The organism is Variovorax paradoxus, from assembly GCF_030815855.1.
In the GTDB taxonomy this organism is placed as follows: Bacteria; Pseudomonadota; Gammaproteobacteria; order Burkholderiales; family Burkholderiaceae_C; genus Variovorax; species Variovorax paradoxus_M.
Map to the genome: position 1 here is coordinate 2914230 of NZ_JAUSXG010000001.1, position 16112 is coordinate 2930341.

Consider the following 16112-nt stretch of genomic DNA (forward strand, 5'->3'; position numbering starts at 1 on the left):
CATGAGGCTGTACGGTCGACGAGATCACTGGCGCGCTTCGTGAAACCGGGCAGCAAGGGCGGTCGGCGGATTGGCCTTTGGATTGCAAAGCTGTGGCTGACCTTGCCGCTGGCCGTTCTGCCTTGTGCCCACGCGAATGAGCCGTCGACGGCGAACGAATTGTCGGAGCGCGGCGGCGCTGTCCACATCACGCATGCCGAATTGCTGTCCGTTGCCGGTACCGGCTACTCCGCGCCTCCGCGGCGTATCGAGGATGCCGGGCTGCCGAGCGACGGGGTGGAAAGCGGTCAACCTCCCGCATACCGCCGGTCGCGAGCTGGTCCCCACATCGTCGGGCGGTGCACAGACGGTCACCGACTGGTACCGCATCGACCTGGCCGCGGTGGCGCCATCGGCACAGGAGCGCCTTCTGTACCTCCCGCGCTGGAAGACGCTGGGCCACATCGCGGTGTACGGCGACGGCGTGTTGCTCTATCAATCCCACGGCAGCCCCGTGCACAACGGCTACAACCATCCGCTGCTGCTGCCGCTGAACGCGGCGGCCCACACGCTTTCGCCGGCGTCCGTGCTGATTCGCGTCGACCGTCTGCGCAGCAGCGGGAGCGGATTTTCAACGGTGTGGGTGGGCGACCAGGCGTCCCTGAGCTGGCGCTACCAAGGCCGCCGATTGCTGCAAGTGCAGTTGCCGTTCATGGGGAGCGCCGCTTTCCTGGCCGTCGGCTTGTTTGCCTTCGCGGTGTGGCTGGGCAAGAGGCGCGAATCGCTCTACCTGTTGTTCTTTGCCATCTCGGCGACCGCTTCCTTGCGGATGTTTCACTACTACGCGGGCGGCGACTACTTTCCGATCTCGGACGAGTGGCTCGAATGGACGACGGTTGCTTCCCTGCTCTGGCTGATCATCCTCATCCACCTGTTCCTGCAGCGCTTGCACCAGCAGCCCTCGCCTTGGCTGACGCGTTCGTCGGTGGCCCTGGCACTGGTCTGCAATGCCGCGACGCTGCCGCATGCGTCGACGTCGATCGCCAGTCTCTACTTGCTCACGCCCCTGCTCAACCTGGCGGTGCTGCCCATCGCGGTGCTGATTTTTGCGGTGAACCTGCGCAAGGCCTTGCGCGCGCAGTTGCCCGAGGGGCGGTTGGTCGCGGGCTGGGCGGCGTTGACCGTCGCATTCACCTCCTATGACGGGCTCCTGCAGAACAACCTGGTCAGCCCGGAGAGCGTGTACACATCGCCCTACGCCATCATCGGCCTGTTCTTCATCTTCTCGTACATCATGTTCCAGCGCTACACGGGCGCGTTCGCCGAGGTGGGCCGGCTGAACAAGGGCCTCGCAGAGCGCCTGCGAGCGCGCGAAGCCGAGCTGGAGCAAAGCTATCAGCGGCTGCGCGTGATCGAAAACGAGCAAATGCTCAGTGCCGAGCGCCGGCGCCTGATGCAAGACATGCACGACGGCCTGGGTTCGTCGCTGATCAGCGCCATCCGTTCGGTGGAGCAAGGCGCGCTGAACGACGCCGAGGTATCTGGCGTGCTCAAAGGCTGCATGGAAGACCTGAAGCTGGCCATCGATTCCATGGAAAGCGTCGACGCCGATTTGCTGCTGCTGCTCGCGACCTTGCGCTTTCGGCTGGCGCCGCGCATCGAGAGCGCCGGCCTCGCGCTGCGCTGGGAGGTGCAGCCCCTGCCTGCGCTGCCCTGGCTGGACCCGAGCAGCGCACTGCACATTCTGCGCATCATGCAGGAATGCGTGGCCAACGTGCTGCGCCACACGCGCGCCACCGTCATCTGCTTCAGCACCGCCACCGAGGGTCAGGGCGTGTGCGTGGTCATCGAAGACAACGGATCCGGCTTCATCGTGGAAGAGGCCCTGCGCCGGAGCGGACGGGGGCTGCGCAACCAGCAACGGCGCGCCTCGGCCATTGGCGGCACCGTGAGCTGGAAGTCCAGCAGCGCGGGTACCCGCTTCACGCTGTGGCTGCCTCTGCAGCCCGGGCTCGGCGGCGAGGTCGCTCACTCCCCAAGGTAGCTGCGCAAGCCCTCGAGGTCGATCACCTCGACGCCGCCATGCTCCACCCGCAGCAGGCCGGCGCGCTCGAGTTCATGCAGTGCCCTGTTGGCGCGCTGGCGAGAGACCGCGGACAACAGCCCGACCTCGTCCTGGCTCAGCCGCACGAAGCTGCTCGCCTGCGGATAGAGGATCGGATCGAACAGGCTGGCCAGGCAACGCGCGACGCGCGCATCGGGACCGAGCAAGCGGTCGAACTCCATGAGCCCGATGAACAGGCTCAGCCGTGCGTTGATGTGCAACAGAAGGAACCGATTGAACTCGAGGTTGGTCGACAGCAGGCGTTCGAAGGTATGGCGCGGCACGCAGGCCATGCGCGTCGGGCGCATGGCCACGCCGTCGTAGCGCCACAGGCCGGGCTTCAGCAGCGAGCCTTCGCCGGCCCAGCCGCCGGTGGTCACGCCGGTGAACGTGGAGATGCGGCCATCGGCCAGCGAGACCGACATCTTCACGAGCCCCTCGATGACGCCGAGCCACAGATCGGCCGGCTCGCCGCGGCGCATCACGAAACCCGCGGCAGGCACCTCGCGCTCGTAGGACTCGCGCACCACGCGGTCGAGCTCTTCGGCCGTCAGGGTCTGCGCCCACAAGCTCTCGCGGAGCATGGTCTCCATGGCCATCGACGGCATACGTGTTTTCCTCGGCTCGCTGACTCGCTACTGCACCTGCGCCGACCCGCGTGAAGGCTGGCGAACACGCGTAAGGAATGTCTCTGAAAAGACATTTTTGGCGCGGCGATCATGCCATATTGACTCCTGTTCGCCACACCATAAGACAGGAGACAAAGGATGGAACATCCGGAATCCGGCGCGCGTCCCACGCATGCGCCCTCTCACGACGAACCGCCCGGCATGCGCCGGCGCAACCTGCTGGGATACGCGGCCTCCGCGCCGTTGCTATCAGCCGCCGCGGGCCTCGGCGGCATGGCGGCTCCCTCCTCGGCCCAGGCCGCGATATTGCCGATGACGCCGCCCGACACGACCGACCTGATCGACATCGGTGATGCGGTGACGGTGACGGCGCTGCCGACCATGCCGCTGGTCAAGGTGAGCAACATCGGCAACGGCCGCGTCCGGCTGGAGCTTCCGCGCCTGGAGTCAGGCCAGGGCATCGCCACCGCCGCAGCGATGATGCTGGCCGACAAGCTGCGTCTGCCGCTGAGTGCAATCGAGGTCGGCTCCGCCGATGCCAGCCCCGAACTCGCCTGGAACCAGCTCACCGGCGGCTCCTCGAGCGTGCGTTCGCTGCATGCGGGCATGCCGCTGCTCGGCGGCCTGGGCGGGCTGCTCTCGGGCTCCGCGAACGCGGTGGTCGGCCAGCGCACGACGCGGCTCGACGCGCTGGACATCGTGACCGGCCGCAAGAAGTTCACGCTCGACCTGGCGGTGCCCGACGCGAAGCCCGTCATGGTGTGCCGGCCGCCGACCATCAACGGCAAGTTCGTGCGCATCAACAACATGAACACGGTGATGGGGATGCCGGGCGTGCTCGGCATCACGCCGATTCCCGCCACGAGCGGCATCGTGCCCACGCCACCCGGCGTGGCGGTCATGGCCGAAACCTTCGGGCAGGCCTGGGCCGCGGTGAATGCGCTCGACGTCACCTGGAGCGCGGGCGCGGTCGCGGGCGAATCGAACGCCAGCATCCAGCAGAAGCTGAAGTCCGCGCTGCTGCCTTTCCTGCTGCCGCCGCTGGGCGCGCTCACGGTCGAGGGAGAGTTCGAGTTCGCGGCGGTCTCGCACTGCCCGATGGAAACCGAATGCGCCATTGCCGATGTGCGCGCCGACCGGGCCGAAATCTGGTCCGGCCTGCAGAGTCCGATCGTCACGCAGCAGGCCGTGGCCGCCGAGCTGGGCTTGCCGCTGGACAAGGTCAAGGTGCATGCCGTGCCCTCGGGCGGCTCCTTCGGGCGCCGCCTGTTCTGGGACGCGACGCTGCAAGCGGTGCAGGTTTCGAAGGCGCTGGGCCGGCCCTGCCGCCTGATGTACCACCGCACCGACGACATGCGCCATGGCCGGGTGCGCCCGCCCATGTTCCACCGCGCGCGCGCCACGATGCTGCTGGGCCAGGTCATCGCCTTCGAGCAGCGCATCGCCGGAGTGCGGCTCGATACGCGCCACGGCTTCGGCGAGATGCTGGGCGCCGCGGCCATCGCACTGCCCAACGGCTTTCCGCAGACGGTGGGCAACTTCGGCATCGAGCAGGTCATGCTCAAGACCATGGTCACGTCGCCGTACAACTTCGGTGTCACCACCAAGCTGCTGACGCCGGTGGCGATGGACATCAACACCTGTTCCTACCGCTCGGTGCATATCCAGCCCTCTCGCTTGGTGGAGGAGATCCTGGTCGACGAAATGGCCAGGGCGCTGGGCAGGGACCCGGTCGCCTTCCGTCTCGAGTACCTGCGCCTGCCGCGCGCACGCGCCGTGCTGAAGGCCGTGGCCGAGGCGGCGCAATGGGGCAAGGCCATGCCGGCGGGCTTCGCGCAGGGCGTGGGCGTGCATCAGGAGTCGAAGTCCTTCACGGCCTGCATCGTCGAGATCGACGCGCGGGTCCCGACCGACGCCAAGGTGACGCGCGCCACCATTGCGATCGACGTCGGCACGCCCATCAATCCTTCCGGCATCGAAGCGCAGATGCAGGGCGCCCTGTGCGAGTCGATCTCGATCGTGCTGACGGCGGGGCTGCACATCCAGAACGGCCTGCCGCTGGAAGGCAGCTACTCGCAGTACCACTTCGCGCGCATGAAGAACTACCCGAAAGACGTGAAGGTCATCATCATGCCGGCCAACGGCGCCGAGGCGATCGGCGGCCTGGGCGAGGTGGGCCTGTCGGCCAGCTCGGGCGCGATTGCCAACGCCTACGCGCGTGCCGCCGGCCGAAAGCCGCGAAGTTTTCCGCTGAACTTCCCGGTCGATTTCACCCCCATCCCCCCGGGCAAGCTGCCCACGCCGGTCGTCGTGCCGGTACCCACCTGAGGAGGCCCGTCATGCCCGTGCAATCTTTCAAGGTGAACGGCGGCAACGTCGATGTCGAGGCGCCCGACGACATGGCACTGCTCTGGGTGCTGCGCGACAAGCTCGGCATTACCGGTCCCAAGTACGGCTGCGGCATCAACGTGTGCAAGGCCTGCACCTGCCACGTGGACGGCAAGGCGGTCACCGCCTGCTCGACGCGGGTGGCCGACGTGCGCGGCCGGCAAGTGACGACCATCGAGGGCCTGGCCAACGGCAACACGCTGCACCCGGTGCAGCAGGCCTGGATGAACCTCGACGTGCCGCAATGCGGCTTCTGCCAGCCGGGCCAGATCATGGCGGCGGTCGACCTGCTGCGGCGCACCCGCAACCCCACCGATGCCGATATCGATGCCATCGAGAACGTGTGCCGCTGCGGCACCTATGGCCGCATCCGCGAGGCCATCAAGGCGGCCGCGGCGCTGATGGGATAGCCACCGGCACGCCTTGGCGGTTCAAGCCGTTCCTGGACGCCCATGGCGTCCAGAGCAGAACCCTGCGCAAGGGTTTGCCCTATTTTTTAGTTATCTAACAAAACTATATTGATTACCTGAAATAACTTTATGACGCGCCGGCCCGCCCCGGTAAAGGAGACAAATATGGATCACACCGTGTTCTCTTCGTGCCGCCCGACATGGGCAGCTCTCGCCACGGCATCCCTGCTCGCGGCCTGCGGCGGGGGAGGTGGAGGTGGAGGCGGAGGTTTCGCCTTCGTTCCTGCCACGCCGGGCGCTGGCGGCTCCCCGGTGTCGGAAGCGCGCCCGGGCACGCTGCAGTCGTGCACCGATCTCGCAAGCAAGGCGGCGTTTGGCGGCACGGTCTATACCAGCGCGAGTACCGTGGCCGCAGGCACGCTCGTGGTCGCCGGTGCGAGCACGCCTGCCCCGGAGCACTGTCTCGTCCAGGGGCAGATGAACCAGCGCACCAGCAGCGTCGACGGCAAGACCTATGCGATCGGCTTCGAGATGCGCCTGCCGGTCAACTGGAACGGCCGGTTTTTCTATCAGGCCAACGGCGGGCTGGACGGCAACGTGGGCCGCGCGACAGGCGGCATCGGCGGCGGCGCGCCCACGACCACCGCGCTGCACATGGGGTTCGCGGTCATCAGCTCCGACGCGGGGCATTCGGGCTCGCAGAACCCGACCTTCGGCATCGATCCGCAGGCGCGCCTGGACTACGGCTACAACGCCGTTGCGCAGCTCACGCCCATGGCCAAGAACCTCATTGCCAAGGCCTACGGCCGCGCGCCCGACCGCTCCTATTTCGGAGGCTGCTCGAACGGCGGCCGCCACGCGATGGTGGCCGCTGCGCGGTTCGCCAATCAATACGACGGCATCCTGGCCGGCAATCCCGGCTTCAACCTGCCGAAGGCCGCGGTGGCCCAGCTCTACGGCGTGCAGCAATACGCCCGGGTGACCACCGCCAACACCGCGGCCGGCAAGCCGGATCTGCAGACCGCCTTCACGCCGGCGGAAATGACCACGGTCGCCAACGCGGTGCTCGCGCGTTGCGACGCCCTGGATGGCGCGGTGGACGGCATCGTCGCCGATGTCCAGAGGTGCAAGCAGGCCTTCGACCTCGCAGCCGACGTGACCACATGCACCGGCGCGCGCAACGGCAGCTGCCTCACGGCCACGCAGAAGAGCGTGCTCGGCAACATCTTCTCGGGTGCGCGAAACACGGCGGGAACCGCGCTCTACAGCAGCTTTCCTTTTGATGCCGGCATCAGGGGTGCCGATTGGCGGCAGTGGGAATTCTCCAACTCGCAGAACCTGGACACCGCCGCGGTCGGATTCGTCTTCAGCAGCCCGCCGCTCGCGACCAGCCGCCCGCCGGGTATCGACTTCGCGCTCGGGTTCAGCATGGACGCCGATGCGCCGGGCATCTTCGCGAGCACCGCGCTCTACACGGAGTCGTCGATGTCGTTCATGACGCCGCCGAACCCCGGCAACCTGCCGGTGCTTCGCGATCGCGGCAGCAAGCTCATCGTCTATCACGGCACCAGCGATGCGGTGTTCTCGTCGGACGACACCACCCGCTGGTACGAGCAGCTGCGCGCGGCCAACGGCGGCGATGCATCCGGCTTTGCGCGCTTCTTCCCCGTGCCCGGCATGAACCATTGCGGAGGTGGGCCGGCCACCGACCAGTTCGACATGCTGACGCCGCTCGTCGCATGGGTAGAACAGGGCAAGGCTCCCGCGGCGGTTGTTGCCACGGCGCGCGGGGCGGGCGCCAACGTGGTCAATGCCGAGCTGCCCGCCGACTGGTCGCCCGCCCGCACGCGGCCGTTGTGCCCGTATCCGAAGACAGCGGCTTACATCGGCGGCAGCATCGAAGTGGCGTCCAGCTTTGCGTGCCGGTAAAGCGTCGCGGTACACGGCGGGTTGAGCCCCCCGCCCGGGAAATTCGCGCTTTGACGGCAGATTCCGGGTGGCGATTTGCACCTGGGCGGCGGTCCCCGAGCCCCGCAAATGCCTTGTTTGTTGCAATAAGATGCAATTTACAGCCAAAATGTAAACCTGAGTACTAAATAACTAACATAAATGTAGACTTTTGCTTACACTCCGCGGGCCCCTCCCTTGAAGTTAGTAACAAAGCCTACATTTCATGAAAAAACTCCTTCTGATCACGGCCATCGCTTCGGCCCTGGCCCCCCTCGCTGCGCAAGCGGAATCGACCTTTGTCACCAGCGCGGGCGCCCAGAGCGCCAGCGCGAGACTCGACTTCAAGGTCGTCGTGCCGAAAGTGCTTTTCCTGCAAGTCGGTACCGGCACCAACCTCGCGAACAACGCCACGGTGAATAAAGTCTCGTTCGACGTGCCGGCCGGCGCGATCGGCAACGGCACCGCAGTGGCAGGCACCGGTGGCGACCTCGCCGGCGGCGGCGTCACGGTTCGCGTGCTTGGCAACAGCGGCACCGTCAGCCTGACCAACGCGACCACGGGTCAACTCACCAGCGGTGTCGCTGGCGACCCCACCGTGCCATGGACCGATATCGTCGTGACCCCCGGTGCGCTCGCGACGACGACCACCGGCTATACCAACGCGGCCATCGCCCACCCGCCCTTCAACAACGCCGCCGCCGGTGGTGCTTCGGCAACGGCCACCACGCTGACCGCCTCGGCCGGCCTCGTGCGCCGTGAAGGCAGCTGGACCTTCGCATACGCCAATACGGCCACCCTGCCCGCCGGTACCTACGGCGACACGACCGGAAACAACGGCCGCGTGACCTACACCGCGACCGCCCCCTGATCGCGTTCACGACGTCCGGGAACACGCGGCTTTCGAAACACGGTGAGCGAAGGCCGGCCTGTTCTGCCCTCGCCGTCTAGAAAAAAGCCGCATGGAGCTCGCGTTGCCCCCACAGTCCCGACTTCGGCGCGCCGCATTGGCGCTCGCTGTGCTGGGCGGCGGCGGCGTCTGGCTGCCGGCGGCGCACGGCTTCACGGCGGCCATCGACGCCGGCAACCGCGCGCTTTTCCTTCAAGTGGGCGCCGGCACGATGACGGGCGGGAACTTCAACAACCGCGGCACACCCGGCAACAACACGACCGTCAATCTCGTGTCGGTCACTGTGACGGCCGCCCAGCTGGGCTCGGGCACGGCCCTGCCCATGGCGACCGACAGCACCGTGACGATCAGTCCATGGGATGGCTTCGCGTTCTGTACGTCGCCTGCGACCACGGGACAGGTGTATGTAGGCGGCTTCTATCGCGTGCCGGGCACGAGCACCGCCGGCGCGGCGTCGCTGACGGTCACCACGCAAGCCAATCTGACGAACACCGCCGGCGAGACGATTCCGTTCAGCACGATTGCGTGGACCTCTTCGGGCAACAGCGACAACACGCCGACCATTCCGAGCGGCACCTTCGCGGGCGGCGCCCAGAGCCTGTTGTCGATCACCCGCAACACCTGGTTCGAGAGCTGCCTCGCCTTCCGCTATCTCAACACCCAGCTGGTTCCCGCCGGCACTTTCAGCGGGACAGCGACCTACACGCTCACCGCGCCATGAAAGCCCGACTCCCGCTTGCCGCCGTTGCCGCGCTTGCCGGTCTGCTGGCCCTGGCCGCAGTGCCGCCCGCGAGCGCCGCAACCTACAGGGTCGACGACACCGGCAGCTTCGTGAGCCAGCCGGTCACGCCGATGCGCTGGCGCCAACTGGCGCCCGGCCGCTCGGGCGACCACACGATGGAAGGCCGCATGTCCGTGGCGCTGCGGCTCAATCTGTCGGCCTGGGTCAATCGGCCCGCGCGCATCTACCTTGCCCTGGCACCGACCGACGGCGAGCAATTGGTCGCCACGTGGCGCACGCAAGGCAGGCTGCTCCCGGGCACCGTGCGCGGCGGCGGACGCACGCTGGTGTTCGAAGGCGTGGTGCGCGAGTCTTTCCTGCAGGAAAGCATCGTGATCGATCTCGCGGTCGACGGCCGGAAGCTGGAGCGCGCGCAATCCCTGCAATTTTTCTTCGAGATCGAGGTATCGCCGTGATGCGCCGTGTCGCACTGTTTTTCCATGGCCGCTGCGCGGCCGTGTTTCTGCTCGCCGCCGGCCTTGTTGCCCTGACGATGGGCACGCCGGCTCAAGCGCAGTTTTCTCTTGCCGTCTCGCCGCCGCGCTTCGAACTGTCGACCAAGCCGGGCGAACGGGTGCGCGACGTGATCGAGCTCACGCACCGCGACACGCAAGCCGGGGCCTACAAGCTCAAGACCGCCGACTGGACCTTTCGCCCCGATGCCTCGGTCGACTTCAGCGACGAGCTGTTGCCGGGCAGTTGCCGGCCGTGGGTGGCCATCGAACGGCGCGAGCTCAGCATCACCCCGGGGCGCCCCTACCGCTTCCGCTTCGAAGTGACGCCGCCGGCCGATACGCCGCCAACCGAATGCCGCTTCGCCGTGATGATCGAAGGCCAGCAGGCCGCGGCCGCGCCGGGCGTTCCGGTGGCGCTGGGTGCGCGCATCGGCGTCATCGTGTATGTCGCCGTGGGCAATGTGGCGCCGGTGCTGGAGCTCGCGGGCACCTCGGTGCAAACGGTCGACGGCCAGGCCACGCCGGTGCTCAAGATCCGCAACACCGGCACCGCGCACGGCCGCCTGGCCGGCTTCCTCAGCGGTACCGATGCGAGCGGCACGGCCTTGGAACTGCAGGCCAGCACCACGCCCATCATGGCCGGCGAAACGCGCGACATCGCGCTGCTGGCCAACAAGCCCGGCGAAAGCGAAACGCCCGTTGCGGTGCGTTTCCCGATCACGATCAGCGGCAAGCTGGAATGGGGCAAGAGCGGCTCGCTGCCGATCAACCAGCGCTTCGCTCCATGAGACGCCTGCTGCGCAACGGCGCGCTCGGCTTGTGCGGCGCGGGCCAGGCGCTGGCCGGCACGGCGGCGTGGGCGCAGCCCCCATCCGCCAACTATGTCGATCGCGTGCTGGACGACAGCCCGCAAGCGGCGCCGGTGGAAGAACCCGAAGCCCGCGACGGCAGCAGCGGCTGGCCGCGCGGCTGGACCCTCGAGGGCCAGTCGACACAGCAAAGCGGGGCCGTGCGCTCGCGCAGCCATTCGCTGCTGTTCTCGGGCCACCTCGACACGCCGGACCACGGCACCTTTTCCGCCAACCTGAATTTCAACCGCGATTCGGTGCCGGTGAGCGGCGTCGGTGTATACGGCACCACCGGCACGCCCACGACGCAGGTGCCCTACACCTACCGCAACGGCAGCACCTGGCGCATCGACCAGCGCGCCCTGCCTTTCGACGGCGGCTGGTTCGGCAACAACAGCATCGGCAACATCAACATGGCGAGCACGCCGCTGGCGCGCGGTGTCGGCCGGGTCTACCTGCCGAGCCTGCCGATCGAAGGGATCGCCCTCAGCATCGAGCGCCCGGGCCAGACCACCTTCAATGCGTCGGCTGGCCGGCTGGGCTATTTCAACGGTATCTCGTTCCAGGGTTTCTCGTCCGGACAAGGCAGCGCGGCAGGCGCCGGCGCGCAGACCCAGCTGAGCAGCGGCCAAGGCCCCTCCGCGCTCGACCGCACCGACGCGGCCGTTCAGCTGATTGAAACCCGCAACTTCAACGCCAACGGCGTGCCCGGCTTCGCCCAGAACACCCGCTCGGTGTGGACCGCCGTCTCCTGGCAGGGCCAGGCGCCCTGGGCCGACACGGTCGGCAGCGGCTTCGGCGGCATCGGCGAACGGGTGGGCGGCCTGCGCGTCCAGGCCAACGTGGCCAACAGCACCGGGCAACCGACCGATGCGCAGTCGCGCGCACCGCGCGATTCGGCGAGCGGCGGCTGGGTCGACGCCGCCTGGCGCACGAGCCTCATGCAGCAGAACGCCTCGGTGTTCTATTTCCAGCCTTCGCTGCGCTGGGGCGGCGATGCACTGCCAAGCAACCTGCGGGGTGCCTCGTGGCGCGGCGACGTGTCCACCCGCCAATGGCAGTTGGGCGGCAACATGGAGGTGAGCGACAGCGTGACCGGGCTCCAGAACCGCTCGCTGTACGGCAGCCTGTTCGGCCGCTTCCGCTTCGATTCGCGCGATGCGATTTCCGGCAACGTGGCAGCGCGCAGCGGCAGCTTCGCGGCGCGCTCGGCCCAGCTCACCTGGGAGCATCAGTCCGACTGGGGCTACACCCAGTGGCGCACGGACGTTGCACAAGGCACCGACCTGCGCGTGCTGCGCACGGGCCTCAATCACGCGTGGCGCGTCGGCGAAACGCAAACGCTCTCGACCTCGCTGGCGTTCGAACAATCGCGCCAGGCGGGCGTCGACGCACGCTCGGCGCACTGGGGCGTGCTCGGCACCACGCCGCTGGCCGCCGGTGCCCGGCTCGACCTGAGCCTGCGCGGCAGCAACGGCATCAGCGGCACCGCAACGCGCTTCCTGAGCGCCAACGCGCGCCTGAGTTGGCCGCTGGGCCAAGGCTGGTCGTTCATTGCCCAATACGCCGCGGCGCGCGGGCAAGAGTCGCTCAACCCGGCCGTCGTATCGGCCCTGACGACGGCCATGCAGCAAGCGGTGCTCGTGCTTCCGTCCAGCCGCTCGTTCATGGTGGCGCTGCGCTACGAGAGCCGCGCCGGCCTGGCCAGCGCGCCCATCGGCGGCGCTCCGGGCACGGGCGCAGGCAGGCTCGAAGGCTACGTTTTCTTCGACCAGAACAACAACGGACTGCGCGAGGCGAGCGAAGGCGGCGTCGGCGGCGTCACGGTGGTGCTCGACCGCCATTACGTCGCGCGCACCGACGCGCAGGGCCTCTACAGCTTTCCCTCGGTGGCCGCGGGCAGCCACGAGATCGAGCTGGTCCAGGACAACCTGCCCCTGCCCTGGAGCACTGCCGGCTCGCCTTCGCGGCGCGTGAGCGTGTACGTGCGCGACGCCGCCGTGGCCGACTTCCCCATCCAGAAAGATCGCTGAACAGACGAAAGGCGATTGCGCACGGAGAGATTGCGGTATTTACTTGCTTCACAGGCCTCAATTTTTGAAGAGGCCTGCCGATATAAGAAGGTCGGGCGTCGTTGCGATGCCTCCAGCCCAGCGTTTTTTGGGGGGAAAGCCTTATGTCCGGAAGCATGTTCTCTTCAGGGGTGTGCATGAAAAGCGCGTTGTCCGCGCTGCTGCTGCTGCCGCCCGTGTGCGTGGCGGAAGCCACGCTCGGGGTCGACAGCGCCACGGGCCAGCTGAGCTTCAGGGTGGTCGTGCCGCCGGTGCTGCGCGTGCTGCAGGTCACGCCCCTGAAGGACGGCCATGAATACCGAATCTGGACCAACACCAAGTCGGCGTACATCAACGGCCGCGAATACCGCTTCACGAAGGTGGGCGAGCACACGCTGAAAGTGCCGGTGTCGCCCCAGGGCGTGTTCCTCGTGCACGGACTCTGACCCGGGTTTCGCGCACAGGGCTTTCCTACAACGCCACCGGCTTGATCTTCGACGCCATGCCGGCGGTGCCGAAGGCCTGGAACCGATCGATGCACAGATCGCGCGCGGCCGCGGTCGCCTCCTTCAGGAACTTGCGCGGATCGAATTCGCTGCGGTCGCTGCCCATGGCGCGGCGCATGGCGCCCGTCATCGCCAGCCGGATGTCGGTGTCGATGTTGACCTTGCGCACCCCGTGCCGGATGCCTTCCTGGATCTCCTCCACCGGCACGCCATAGGTTTCCTTGATGTCGCCGCCGAACTCGCGGATCACGGCCAGCCATTCCTGCGGCACCGACGAAGAGCCGTGCATCACGAGGTGCGTCTTCGGAATGCGCGCATGGATCTCCTTGATGCGGTCGATCGCGAGGATGTCGCCGGTCGGCTTGCGGCTGAACTTGTAGGCACCGTGCGAGGTGCCGATGGCAATCGCCAGCGCATCCACGCCGGTGCGCGACACGAAGTCGGCCGCCTGCTGCGGGTCGGTCAGCAGCTGGTCGTGCGAGAGCACGCCCTCGGCGCCGCTGCCGTCCTCCTCACCGGCCATGCCCGATTCGAGCGACCCGAGGCAGCCCAGCTCGCCCTCGACCGACACGCCGACCGCATGCGCCATCTCGACCACGCGGCGGGTCACGCCCACGTTGTAGTCGTAGCTCGCGGGGGTCTTCGCGTCTTCCATCAGCGAGCCGTCCATCATCACGCTGGTGAAGCCCGAGCGAATGGCCTGCATGCACATCGACGGGCTGGCGCCGTGGTCCTGGTGCATCACGATCGGGATCTCCGGGTACATCTCCACCGCCGCCTCGACCATCTTGCGCAGGAACGGCTCGCCCGCGTATTTGCGCGCTCCCGCCGAGGCCTGCAGGATGACCGGGCTGTCGGTCTTCTTGGCGGCCTGCATGATGGCCTGGATCTGCTCCAGGTTGTTGACGTTGAACGCCGGCACGCCGTACCGGTGCTCGGCGGCATGGTCGAGCAATTGGCGCAGCGAAATCATGGGCATGGGAGGCTCCTGTCGATGTGGGGAATGGGGATGGCCGAGGGCGGCCGCTGTGCCGCCTCCGGCTTCATGCGGCCTCTTTCACATTGGCCAGCGCGGCGTTCGCAAGCAGGCGCCGGGCGCGCTCGGCCACCACCTCGGCGGTCAGGCCGAACAGCTTGAACAGTTCGCCGGCCGGCGCCGATTCGCCGAAGCGGTCGAGTCCGACCACGTCGCCGTATTCGCCGACGAACTTCCACCACAGGCCGGTGCTGCCGGCCTCCACCGCCACGCGCGGCAGATGGCGCGGAATGACCGCGTGGCGCCACGCCGCATCCTGGCGTTCGAACACATCCATGCACGGCACGGAGACCACGCGGGCTTCGATGCCCTCCTCCGCCAGCAATGCGGCGGCAGCCAGCGCAACGCCGACCTCGGAGCCGCTTGCCAGCAGCGCCACGCACTCGGCCTCGGGGCGCCGCAGCACATACGCGCCGCGTGCGATCGACTCGATACGCTCGCTGCCTTCGCCCGCATGCGGCAGCGCCTGGCGCGTGAGCAGCAGGCAGCTCGGCCCGTCCGCGCGGCGCAGCGCCTGCCGCCAAGCCACGGCGGTTTCGGTCGCATCGGCCGGGCGCCAGACGTCGACGTCGGGAATCAGCCGCAGGCTCGACGCATGCTCCACCGGCTGGTGCGTGGGGCCGTCTTCGCCAAGCCCGATCGAGTCGTGCGTGAAGACGTAGATGACCGGCAGCTTCATCAGCGCCGACATGCGCACACCGTTGCGCGCGTAGTCGGAAAAAGTCAGGAAGGTGCCGCCGAACGGGCGGAAGCCGCCATGCAATGCCAACCCGTTCATGATGGCCGCCATGCCGAACTCCCGCACCCCGTAGTGCACGTGGTTGCCTGTGCCCGTGCCCTTGAGCGCGCGGTGGCCCTTCCAGTCCGTGAGGTTCGAACCCGTGAGGTCGGCCGAGCCGCCGATCAGCTCCGGCATTGCCGGCCCCACCTCGTCGAGCACTTGCTGCGAGGCCTTGCGCGTGGCAACTGAGGCCTTGCGCTGCTCCGCGCCGGCCGCGGCCGAAGCCAATGCATCCTCGACCTGCGCGGTGAGCAGCGCATCGGTGCGGTGGCGCCGAATCAACTCGCGCGCAAGCGCCGGGTGCTCGTGCGCATAGGCTGCAAAGCGCTCTTGCCACGCCTGGTGCAATGCGGCGCCCTTCTCACGCGCCGACCAGGCCTGCGCAATAACTGGCGGTACTTCGAAGGGCGCGGCGCTCCAGCCGAGTGCTTCTCGCGTCAGCGCGATCTCGGCATCGCCCAGCGCTTCGCCGTGCGCCTTCGCGGTGCCCGCGCGGTTTGGCGACCCCTGGCCGATGCGTGTCTTGCAGCACACCAGCACCGGCCGGTCGGCGGCCGCGGCCTCTGCGATGGCCGCGTCGAGCGCCGCGATGTCGTGGCCGTCGACGTTGCGCAGCACGGTCCAGCCGTAGGCTTCGAAGCGGCCCGGCGTGTCGTCGCTGAACCAGCCGCCGACCTCGCCGTCGATCGAGATGCCGTTGTCGTCGTAAAACGCCACCAGCTTGTTCAGGCGCCAAGTGCCCGCGAGCGAGCAGGCTTCATGGCTGATGCCTTCCATCAGGCAGCCGTCGCCCAGGAACACGTAGGTGCGGTGGTCGATCACCTCATGGCCGGGCCGGTTGAACTCCTCGGCCAGCAGCTTTTCCGCCAGAGCCATGCCAACCGCATTGCTGATGCCCTGCCCCAGCGGCCCCGTGGTCGTCTCGACGCCCGGCGTGACGCCGACCTCGGGGTGTCCCGGCGTGCGCGAATGCAGCTGGCGAAAGCGCCGCAACTCGTCGATCGGCAGCGCATAGCCGCTCAGGTGCAGCAGCGCATAGAGCAGCATCGAGCCATGGCCGTTGGAAACGACGAAGCGGTCGCGGTTCATCCAGCGCGGGTCGGCCGGGTCGTGCCGCAGGCGATGCCGCCACAGGGCCTCGGCGATGTCGGCCATGCCCATCGGCATGCCGGGGTGGCCGGAGTTGGCGGCTTGCACGGCATCCATGGCCAGCGCGCGGATGGCGTTGGCGCATTGCGTGCGCAAGGCGAGGTTTTCAATCGTCATGCCGAAGATCCTGTTGATGGT

At 67.8% G+C, this 16112-nt stretch carries 13 protein-coding genes; 10 read left to right on the top strand and 3 right to left on the bottom strand.

Features of this window, described 5'->3' with window-relative positions; genetic code table 11:
- Positions 1–253: 253 nt before the first annotated feature.
- Entirely contained in the window at positions 254–2023 is a 1770-nt protein-coding gene (locus QFZ42_RS13735; protein ID WP_307701478.1) for a sensor histidine kinase, read from the top strand.
- Here QFZ42_RS13735 and QFZ42_RS13740 read toward each other — a convergent pair.
- Entirely contained in the window at positions 2008–2691 is a 684-nt protein-coding gene (locus QFZ42_RS13740) for a Crp/Fnr family transcriptional regulator (RefSeq protein WP_307701479.1), read from the bottom strand. The genes QFZ42_RS13735 and QFZ42_RS13740 overlap by 16 nt on opposite strands.
- Before the next feature lie 159 nt (positions 2692–2850).
- Between QFZ42_RS13740 and QFZ42_RS13745 the strand changes: the two genes are divergently transcribed.
- From QFZ42_RS13745 to QFZ42_RS13785, 9 genes are all read left to right on the top strand, one after another.
- On the top strand, positions 2851–5040 hold the full coding sequence (locus QFZ42_RS13745; protein WP_307701480.1) for a molybdopterin cofactor-binding domain-containing protein: 2190 nt from the start codon (positions 2851–2853) through the stop codon (positions 5038–5040).
- Between the two features lie 11 nt (positions 5041–5051).
- The gene (locus QFZ42_RS13750; RefSeq protein ID WP_307701481.1) at positions 5052–5510 is read left to right on the top strand and encodes a (2Fe-2S)-binding protein; all 459 of its coding nucleotides are present in this window, start codon (positions 5052–5054) and stop codon (positions 5508–5510) included.
- Between the two features lie 165 nt (positions 5511–5675).
- Entirely contained in the window at positions 5676–7439 is a 1764-nt protein-coding gene (locus QFZ42_RS13755; protein WP_307701482.1) for a tannase/feruloyl esterase family alpha/beta hydrolase, read from the top strand.
- A gap of 244 nt (positions 7440–7683) precedes the next feature.
- On the top strand, positions 7684–8328 hold the full coding sequence (locus QFZ42_RS13760) for a hypothetical protein (RefSeq protein ID WP_307701483.1): 645 nt from the start codon (positions 7684–7686) through the stop codon (positions 8326–8328).
- Between the two features lie 91 nt (positions 8329–8419).
- On the top strand, positions 8420–9088 hold the full coding sequence (locus QFZ42_RS13765) for a hypothetical protein (protein ID WP_307701484.1): 669 nt from the start codon (positions 8420–8422) through the stop codon (positions 9086–9088).
- Positions 9085–9564, top strand: coding sequence for a hypothetical protein (locus tag QFZ42_RS13770; protein WP_307701485.1), 480 nt, complete (start codon positions 9085–9087; stop codon positions 9562–9564). Before QFZ42_RS13765 ends, QFZ42_RS13770 begins: the two co-directional genes overlap by 4 nt.
- A complete protein-coding gene (locus QFZ42_RS13775; protein WP_307701486.1) occupies positions 9564–10391 on the top strand; it encodes a COG1470 family protein in 828 nt (275 codons plus the stop codon). The genes QFZ42_RS13770 and QFZ42_RS13775 overlap by 1 nt, the downstream gene beginning before the upstream one ends.
- Positions 10388–12484: an SdrD B-like domain-containing protein gene (locus QFZ42_RS13780; protein WP_307701487.1), complete on the top strand. Its 2097-nt coding sequence runs from the start codon at positions 10388–10390 to the stop codon at positions 12482–12484. The genes QFZ42_RS13775 and QFZ42_RS13780 overlap by 4 nt, the downstream gene beginning before the upstream one ends.
- A gap of 176 nt (positions 12485–12660) precedes the next feature.
- Positions 12661–12948, top strand: a complete 288-nt coding sequence (locus tag QFZ42_RS13785) for a hypothetical protein (RefSeq protein ID WP_307701488.1) — start codon at positions 12661–12663, stop codon at positions 12946–12948.
- Positions 12949–12973: 25 nt separating this feature from the next.
- Here the strand turns inward: QFZ42_RS13785 and fba are convergent, their stop codons facing one another.
- Together fba and tkt are read right to left on the bottom strand one after the other, a co-directional pair.
- Positions 12974–13987 carry a class II fructose-bisphosphate aldolase gene (gene fba, locus QFZ42_RS13790; RefSeq protein ID WP_307701489.1) on the bottom strand — a complete coding sequence of 338 codons (1014 nt, stop codon included), beginning with the start codon at positions 13985–13987 and terminating at the stop codon, positions 12974–12976.
- Positions 13988–14051: 64 nt separating this feature from the next.
- Complete coding sequence (gene tkt, locus QFZ42_RS13795; protein WP_307701490.1) at positions 14052–16091, bottom strand: transketolase; 2040 nt, start codon at positions 16089–16091, stop codon at positions 14052–14054.
- Positions 16092–16112: the final 21 nt, after the last annotated feature.